We start from the raw sequence: 8,249 nt of genomic DNA on the forward strand, positions 1-8,249 counted from the left end.
GGCGGCCGCAATGAAAGCGACCGAAGTCCCGGCGATCGCCGGCGCGTACCTGTTCGAGCCGACGCCGTACGCCGACGAGCGCGGCTTCTTCTGCCGCACCTTCGACGCCGACGTGGTCCGCTCGGTGGGCCTCGACCCGCACGTCTTCGTCCAGGACAGCGTGTCCCGCTCGGTCCGGGGCGTGCTGCGCGGCCTGCACCTGCGCTCCGGCGCCGGCGAGGCCAAGCTGGTGCGGTGCTCGTACGGGAGGATCTTCGACGTCGTCGTGGACCTGCGCACGGACTCGCCGACCTACCTGGGCCGGGCCTTCTTCGAACTGTCCGGCGAGACGCAGGCGACCCTGTACATCCCGGCGGGGTGCGCGCACGGCTTCCAGGCGCTGACCGAAACCGCTGACACCTCGTACCGGATCGACCGCCCGCACGATCCGTCCGAGGACGTGACGATCGCCTTCGACGACCCGGAGCTCGCCATTCCCTGGCCGCTGCCGGTCACCTCGATGTCCCAGCGGGACCGGGAGGCGCCGAGCCTCGCCGAGGCCCTGAAGCACTAGGAAGGGTGAAGTCGGCTTGGACACCGAAGAGTTCCTCCTGCCCCGGTCGCGGCTGGCGAACGAGCGGCTGCACGCCATGATCCCCGGGGGCGCGCACACCTACGCCAAGGGCGACGACCAGTACCCCGAGAACCTGGCCCCGGTCATCAGCCACGGCCGCGGTGCCCACGTGTGGGACATCGACGGCAACCGCTACGTCGAGTACGGGTCCGGCCTGCGGTCGGTCAGCCTCGGCCACGCCCACCCACGCGTGATCGAGGCGGTGCGGCGGGAACTCGACCGCGGCAGCAACTTCGTCCGGCCGTCCATCGTGGAGGTCGAAGCCGCGGAACGCTTCCTGGCCACGGTGCCGACCGCCGAGATGGTGAAGTTCGCGAAGAACGGCTCCGACGCCACCACCGCCGCGGTGCGCCTCGCCCGCGCCGCCACCGGGCGCCCGCGGGTGGCCATCTGCGCCGACCATCCGTTCTTCTCCGCCGACGACTGGTTCATCGGCACCACGCCGATGTCCGCCGGTGTTCCGGCGGCGACCAACGAGCTCACCGTGGCGTTCCCCTACGGGGACCTGGCCGCCACGGAGGAGCTGCTCACCCGGTACCAGGACGAGGTCGCCTGCCTGATCCTCGAACCCGCCACCGTCGCCGAGCCTTCCCCAAGCTCTCAACTTCGTTCGAGCAGGGGAGACCCCACTCCGGGGTATCTCGCCGGCCTGCGCGAGCTGGCCGACCGGCACGGCTGCGTACTGATCTTCGATGAGATGATCACCGGCTTCCGCTGGTCCGAGGCAGGCGCCCAGGGTCTGTACGGCGTCGTCCCCGACCTCTCCACGTTCGGCAAGGCGCTGGGCAACGGATTCGCCGTCTCCGCGCTGGCCGGGCGCCGCGATCTGATGGAGCTGGGGGGCTTGCGTCACTCCGGCGACCGGGTGTTCCTGCTGTCCACCACGCACGGTGCGGAGACGCACTCGCTGGCCGCCGCGATGGCCGTGCAGACCATCTACGTCGAGGAGGGCGTCACCGCGCGGCTGCACGCCCTCGGCGAGCGGTTGGCAGCCGGTGTCCGCGATGCCGCGGCCGACATGGGCGTCGGCGACCACATCGTCGTCCGGGGCCGGGCCAGCAACCTGGTCTTCGCCACCCTCGACGAGAACGGGCAGCCGTCGCAGCAGTACCGCACCCTGTTCCTGCGCCGGCTCCTCGCGGGCGGGGTGCTGGCCCCGTCGTTCGTGGTGAGCAGCGCGCTCAGCGACGCCGACATCGATCACACCGTCGACGTGGTGGCCCAGGCATGTGCGGTGTACCGGAAGGCACTGGACGCCGCTGACCCCACCCCCTGGCTGGCCGGACGACCGGTGAAGCCCGTATTCCGCCGCTTGGCGTGACGTCAGGTGACGTCACGTGAGGTGACGTCAGCGACGCTCCCGCCGACGGGCGTCGGCCATCCGATCGACCAGCCACGCGGTCGCCGGAATCACCGCCAGCGCGGTGCACCAGCCGCCGAGGACGTCGGTCGGATAGTGCGCGCCCAGGGCGACCTGCGCCCATCCCATCGCGGCGCCGGCCACGAGCGCCGCGGCGAGCACGAGTGACGTGCCGGCCGTCCTGCCGAGGCCCGACCGGCCGGTCGCGAGCAGCGCCACGATGAGGGCGAGTGCGGTGAAGAAGGCGGTGTGCCCACTCGGATAGGACAGGTTGCCGTCGCCGTGGATGGTGCGTCCCACCAGATGCTTGAGCAGCGTCGCCGTCCCCACGGTCATGGCGGCGCCGGCAACGACGAGCACCGCCGCGCGAGGACGCCGAAGCAGCAGGCAGCCCGTCACAGCGGTCACGATCAGCGTCGCCGCTCCGGCGGGTTCCCCCAAGAAGTCCATGGCCAGAGCGACGCGCCTCCAGGGCGGCCGCACACTGTCCGCCGTCGGCCGGATGATCCACCTGTCCACCCTGCCGGGCTCGCTCTGGCCGGCGTACAGGACCCCGAGCACGCCGACCACCAGCGCGGCGAGGGCCGCGATCGGCCCGAGCCACGCGCGCAGCGACCTGGGCAGCACCGCGGGCACCGGCCGGCCGGTCACACGCCCACCGCGTCCGGTCGACCTGCGGCAGTGACCTTCTTGTCTGCCGTGGGTAGCGTCGGGCGTCGCGGGATGACGTCGCCGCCCTGCCGGCGCCGCGGGACCGCGACAAGACGCTGACCGCGTTGGCGGAGCCGGCGCCCGCGCCCCACTACGGCGGGGCGTTGTTTCCGGACGACGCCGGTGACCGTAAGCACGCCACGGCCTATGTGTCCGGTCAGTACCCCGGCTCCCGCGGGCAGGTCGGAAACGGCATCGTCGCGGCCGCCACTGCCCGGGCTCGCGCCAAGGACACCACGTTTCGGGCGCTGGTCGCCGACTGTTTCCACGGCTCCAGCGAAAGCCCGCACTCCATCGCCGAACCCGACCGCACCACAACCCCCTGCGTGGCGGCGGTCGAGCCCCGCAGGAACCGCCCGCTGCCGTCCGCCGACATGGCCGGCAGCGTCAGCCTGTACGGGCTGCGAGGCTGGACCGAGCAAGATGACAAACACGTCGAGCACGAACTGGGTTGGGCCGACTTCCAGCTCCGCTCCGGCCAGGCGATCCAACGCGAGCCCCCCGTCGTGTCCGACCCACCCTCCAGCGACCATAACCGCCCCGCGGACACCCGCTCCTGGCCTGTACGACTCCGCGGGAGCCGTCAGCCGGTGCGGCCCCGAACTCGCCGGCCTGGCCATCGCCCTGGCCAAGGGCATCAGGGATCAGCCTCTACTTGTCATCCTACCGGCAGTTCGTCAATCCCGGCGGCAGAGATCAACGCCGGTTCCACAAGCGCTACACCGTCCAGGGCGCCGCCGCGCTGCTCAGACGGCATGGCCCGGCGCGGACGCTGATAGGCGCGGAGCGCCAGGCGGCGTACCGGGACGAGAAGTCCGGTGCGCTCGTCCAGAACGTGGTGCCCGCGGCCCTTGCAACGGCGCCGGTCATCGGGGTGGAGCCATGGGCCCTGGAACGAGCTCGGCCCGCAACAGCCAGGCAGGTTGGGCGGCGCCCGGGTTGCTCCGGGCGGACGGATAACCTGGGCCCGTCAGCGAAGATCGCAGAAGGGCGGAGCACATGGCAGACATCGTGGAGAGGGCGGCGCGGAAGGTCTTCGAGCGCTACGACGTCGACGGGGACGGCCTGGTCACCGCGGACGAATACCGGAGGGTCGTGGCGGAGTTGGAGGGCTCGGAGATCACCGAGTCGCAGGCCCAGGAGCTCATCGACTCGCTCGACACCAACGGCGATCGCCAGATGTCCTTCGAGGAGTTCTGGGCGGCCATGAACGCCTGACGGCGGTGAGCAGGATCCCCTTCGATCCGCCGAAGGGGATCCGCTCGGCGGACCGGACAAGCGAGGCGTCGCACGTACCTCCACAAAGGCACAGCTCGCGGCCGGGTCGGCCCAGGTTCAGAGACCCCGCCGACACGCTCGTGCCCGGCTGGGGGAAACGCAGCGGCTCACGGTGCCGACTGGATGTCCCCGCGCGTGGAGGACGCGATGGTGTCGCGGTGGACGAAGTCGCCCGGGGGGATGCCGGGGTGGTGTCCGAGTCGGGCCGGTGGCGCTGTGGCCGAGGGGTCGAGGGTGAGCCGGGAGACGATGCGGTAGCGGTCGCCACGGTAGATCGAGTGGACGTATTCGACGGGCCGACCCGTGGTGTCCGAGGTAAGCCGCTCGAAGAGCAGCGCCGGGGACAGCTCGGGCACGTCGAGCAGCTCGGCCTCGGCCCGGGTGACGACGGTCGGCTCGATCGCCTGTACGGCCTCCTGGACGTGCACACCGTGCTGTTCGCGCAGGTGCTCGTACAGGTCACCGGCTTCCAGTTCCCGGGCGGACAGGGTGGGGACCAGATCCGCCCTGATGTGCAGATGCTCGATGGCCATCGGGGCGCCGTCGACCAGGCGCAGCCGGGCCACGTACACGATCTCGGCGGCGGGTGAAATGCGCAGCTTGCGGCCCACGCGCGCGCCGGCCTGGAGGGTGGTGAACTCCAGTAGGCGGCTCGACCAGGTCCCGGAGGCCCGGGGTGCCGTCATGGTCTCCTGACCGGAGACGAGTTCCTGGGTGATCTTGTTGGGTGCCACGAACATGCCGCGGCCGTGTTCCCGTACCAGAAGGCCCGCGGCGACGAGCTCGTCGACCACCGCGCGCAGGGTCGGGCGGGACACGCCCAGACGGGCGCACAGGGCGCGCTCGGAGGGGATCGCGTCACCCGGGTGGCGTGACTCGACGAGGTCGAGGATGAAGTCGCGAACCCGCTCCCGCTTGAGCACCGCACCTGGTGCGTCGGCCTTCATCCTGTGCCCCCTCATGCGCGGCATCCGATTGACCAGTTGACCAGTGGTCGCCCGCAACTGCCCTCCTGGTCAGGGGAAGTGTATCCCTTTCCGGGCGATGATCGTCCAGGTCATGACCCAGCCTGGGGCTGAACTCCGGTGAAGTCCAAGGGGGTTGACGTCGCTATTGGTCTATGCCAACTTCGTCCTGCGTCAAGAGGCGAGCTGTCCAGTGAGCCGTACTGGTCAGGTGGTTGGGTCATGTCTTCCAGAGGTGAACCGTGAAGCTCCGCTTGTTTGCCTGCGTGTCCGTGCTCGTGATGACCGCCGGGCTGAGTGCCTGCAGCAACTCCTCCGACGCGTCCGGCGGCAGCTCCGGCGGGAGCACCGCCATCGACGTCTGGCTGATGCGCGACAGCGTCTCGGCCCAGTTCCAGAAGGATTTCGTCAAGGGCTTCGAGACCGCTCACCCGGACATCGAAGTCAAGGTGCAGATCCAGGAGTGGGACGGCATCGGTGAGAAGGTCACGGCGGCCCTCGCCAGCAACAACGCACCGGACGTCATCGAGACCGGCAATACCCAGGTCGCCCAGTTCGCGCAGAGCGGGGGACTTCTCGACCTCAGCGACAAGGTCGACGAACTCGGGGGGAAGGACTGGCTCAAGGGCCTCGCCGAGCCGGGCGTCTACGAGGGCAAGCAGTACGGCATCCCGTACTACGCCGCCAACCGCGTCGTCGTCTACCGCACCGACCTCTTCACGGAGGCGGGCATCGACCCGGCGTCCATCAAGACCCGCGACCAGTGGATCGCCGCCACCAGGAAGCTCAACACCGGCGGCACCCAGGGCATCTATCTGCCCGGCCAGAACTGGTACACCCTCGCGGGCTTCGTCTGGGACGAGGGTGGCGACCTCGCCACGGAGTCCGGCGGCAGGTGGAAGGGTGCGCTGGACACCCCCGAGGCGATGCGCGGCATGGAGTTCTACAAGAAGCTCCAGGCCCTCGGCAGGGGCCCCAAGGACTCCGACGAGGCCGGCCCCCCGCAGACGGATGTGATGGCCAAGGGAAAGGTCGCCCAGGTCATCTCGTCTCCCGGCGGCGCCAACGTCGTCATCCAGAGCAACCCCGAGCTGAAGGGCAAGCTCGGCTTCTTCCCGATTCCGGGAAAGACCGCCGACACACCCGGCGCCGTCTTCGTAGGCGGCTCCGACCTCATCATCCCCACGGCCTCCGCCAAGCAGGACGCGGCCTACACCTTCGTCAAGGAACTCACCGGTGACACCTGGCAGAAGAAGCTCGCCGTCGCCATGAGCTACGTCCCGAACAAGACCACCCTGGCCGACGCGGTCGCCTCCGACCCGGGCGCCTCGGCCATGGCTGTCGGCGCCGCCGAAGGCCACGCCACGCCCAACACACCCGGCTGGGCCGCCGTCGAGGCAAAGAACCCGATCAAGGACTACCTGACGGCCGTCCTCACCGGAGGCGACGCGCGGAAGGAAGCCACCACGGCATCCGACGCCATCACCACGGCGATGAACTCCGGCTCCTGAACCGTCAACGCACGGGAAGGAAGAGTGCCGTGTCGGCCGTCCGAGAACAGACCGCGCCCCGCCCCCCACTCAGCACCCGGCCACCCCGGCGCTCCACCGGCTCAGGACCGAGCCGCCCGCCGATGGCCCGCGGCCGCGGGATCTGGCCGTACGTCCTGATCGCGCCCGCCGTCCTCGGCACGCTCTACCTGCTCGTCTATCCCCTGGTCCGCGCCGTGGTGATATCGCTGCAGGACTTCGGACTGCGCCAACTCATCCTGGGCGACGCGCGTTTCGTGGGATTCGAGAATTACGAGACGCTGCTGAGCGACGGCCACTTCTGGGAGGTCGTCCGCCGCACCTTCCTCTTCATGGCGAGCAACGTCGTGCTGATCATGGCGCTGTCCACGCTGGTCGCGCTGATGATCGAGCGACTCGGCCGGTTCGGCCGGACCGCGGTCCTCAGCGCGCTCGTGCTGACCTGGGCGATGCCCGTCATCGCGGCGACCACCGTCTTCCAGTGGTTGTTCCACTCGGAGTTCGGCATCGTCAACGCGGTCCTGACAGACCTGGGATTCGAATCCTTCGACCGCTACCCCTGGCTCGCGCACGGACCGGCCGCCTTCGCCATTCTGGTCACCCTCATCGTGTGGCAGTCCGTGCCGTTCGCGGCGATCACCCTGTACTCGGCCCTCACCACCGTCCCCGCCGAGCTGTACGAGTCGGCGCGACTCGACGGAGCATCGGGGCCACGGATATTCCGCTCCATCACCCTCCCGATCATCCGCCCGATCTTCATGCTCGTGCTCTCGCTCGAAGTGATCTGGACCTTCAAGGCGTTCGTCCAGATCTGGGTGATGACCAACGGCGGGCCCGGCGACGCGACCACGATCCTGCCCGTGTACGCGGTGCAGACCGCCCTGGCGAGCCAGCGCTACGACCTCGGCTCGGCGGCCTCCCTGGTCACCGTCGTGCTGATGGCGGGCCTGCTCGTCTTCTACTTCCGTCAGCTGATCCGCCAGGAGGACGAGCTCGCATGAGCACGACCCGGCCCCGCATCCGCCGCATGCCGCTGAACGCCGCCGCCGTCGTCACGGTCGTGGTCTGCCTGTTCCCGGTCTACTGGATGGTCGCCACCGCGTTCAGACCGACCCGCGACATCCAGTCCCACAGCCCCCGGCTCTTTCCGGAGACCTGGACACTCGACCACTTCCGCTCCGCCGTCGGCGCCGACGGCTTCGGCCTCTTCTGGCGCAACAGCATCCTCGTCACGCTGAGCGCCGTCCTGCTCGCCCTCGTCATCGCCCTGGGCTCCGCCTACGCGGTGGCCCGGATGAGGTGGAAGGGGCGCCGGCAATTCATGCTCATGGTCTTCATCGCCCAGATGGCGCCTTGGGAGTCCCTGATCATCCCGGTCTACATCATCTCCCGGGACACCGACATGCTCGACCGGCTGCCGACCCTGACCCTCGTCTACTTCATGATGACGCTGCCCTTCACCATCGTCGTCCTGCGCGGCTTCATCGGCACGATCCCCCCGGAGCTGGAGGAGTCCGCCCAGGTCGACGGCTGCACCCGGCTCGGCGCGTTCCGGCGCATCGCCTTCCCGCTGTTGGCACCGGGTCTCATGGCCACTTCGCTGTTCGGCTACATCACCGCCTGGAACGAGTTCACCTACGCCAACTTCCTTATCATCAAGCAGCAGGACAACCGCACCTTGCCCGTGTGGCTGTCCTCGTTCCGCAACGTCTTCGGCACCGACTGGGGCGCCACCATGGCCGCCTCGACCCTCTTCGCCGCCCCGGCGCTCGTGGTGTTCCTGCTGCTCCAGC

8 protein-coding genes are annotated in these 8,249 nt (G+C 69.5%); 6 read left to right on the top strand and 2 right to left on the bottom strand.

The window, feature by feature from the left end; all coding sequences use genetic code 11:
* Positions 1-10 precede the first annotated feature (10 nt).
* Both rfbC and GWI24_RS10085 read left to right on the top strand, forming a co-directional pair.
* A complete protein-coding gene (rfbC, locus tag GWI24_RS10080) occupies positions 11-553 on the top strand; it encodes a dTDP-4-dehydrorhamnose 3,5-epimerase (protein WP_210945555.1) in 543 nt (180 codons plus the stop codon).
* 16 nt (positions 554-569) lie between these two features.
* A complete protein-coding gene (locus tag GWI24_RS10085) occupies positions 570-1,934 on the top strand; it encodes a glutamate-1-semialdehyde 2,1-aminomutase (protein WP_210945556.1) in 1,365 nt (454 codons plus the stop codon).
* Between the two features lie 27 nt (positions 1,935-1,961).
* Here the strand turns inward: GWI24_RS10085 and GWI24_RS10090 are convergent, their stop codons facing one another.
* Complete coding sequence (locus GWI24_RS10090; protein WP_210945557.1) at positions 1,962-2,624, bottom strand: phosphatase PAP2 family protein; 663 nt, start codon at positions 2,622-2,624, stop codon at positions 1,962-1,964.
* 1,059 nt (positions 2,625-3,683) lie between these two features.
* Between GWI24_RS10090 and GWI24_RS10095 the strand changes: the two genes are divergently transcribed.
* Positions 3,684-3,902 (top strand): EF-hand domain-containing protein, encoded by a 219-nt coding sequence (locus tag GWI24_RS10095; protein WP_210945558.1) that lies wholly within the window; start codon positions 3,684-3,686, stop codon positions 3,900-3,902.
* A 167-nt stretch (positions 3,903-4,069) separates the two neighbouring features.
* On the opposite strand, the gene GWI24_RS10100 is transcribed toward GWI24_RS10095, so the two are convergent.
* Positions 4,070-4,909, bottom strand: coding sequence for a GntR family transcriptional regulator (locus GWI24_RS10100; RefSeq protein ID WP_210945559.1), 840 nt, complete (start codon positions 4,907-4,909; stop codon positions 4,070-4,072).
* Positions 4,910-5,169: 260 nt separating this feature from the next.
* Between GWI24_RS10100 and GWI24_RS10105 the strand changes: the two genes are divergently transcribed.
* From GWI24_RS10105 to GWI24_RS10115, 3 genes are all read left to right on the top strand, one after another.
* A complete protein-coding gene (locus tag GWI24_RS10105) occupies positions 5,170-6,438 on the top strand; it encodes an extracellular solute-binding protein (RefSeq protein ID WP_308343600.1) in 1,269 nt (422 codons plus the stop codon).
* A 29-nt stretch (positions 6,439-6,467) separates the two neighbouring features.
* On the top strand, positions 6,468-7,457 hold the full coding sequence (locus GWI24_RS10110) for a carbohydrate ABC transporter permease (RefSeq protein ID WP_210945560.1): 990 nt from the start codon (positions 6,468-6,470) through the stop codon (positions 7,455-7,457).
* Positions 7,454-8,249, top strand: a 796-nt coding sequence (locus GWI24_RS10115) for a carbohydrate ABC transporter permease (RefSeq protein ID WP_210945561.1), incomplete at its 3' end; no start/stop codon positions are given. The genes GWI24_RS10110 and GWI24_RS10115, both read left to right, overlap by 4 nt.

Origin of the sequence: Streptomyces sp. MK37H, from assembly GCF_018035285.1 — a bacterium.
Taxonomy (GTDB): Bacteria; Actinomycetota; Actinomycetes; order Streptomycetales; family Streptomycetaceae; genus Streptomyces; species Streptomyces endocoffeicus.

Coding starts and splice junctions, on each gene's coding strand:
- rfbC (WP_210945555.1), top strand. CDS start 11: ATGAAAGCGACCGAAGTCCCGGCGATCGCCGGCGCGTACCTGTTCGAG.
- GWI24_RS10095 (WP_210945558.1), top strand. CDS start 3,684: ATGGCAGACATCGTGGAGAGGGCGGCGCGGAAGGTCTTCGAGCGCTAC.
- GWI24_RS10100 (WP_210945559.1), bottom strand. CDS start 4,909: ATGAAGGCCGACGCACCAGGTGCGGTGCTCAAGCGGGAGCGGGTTCGC.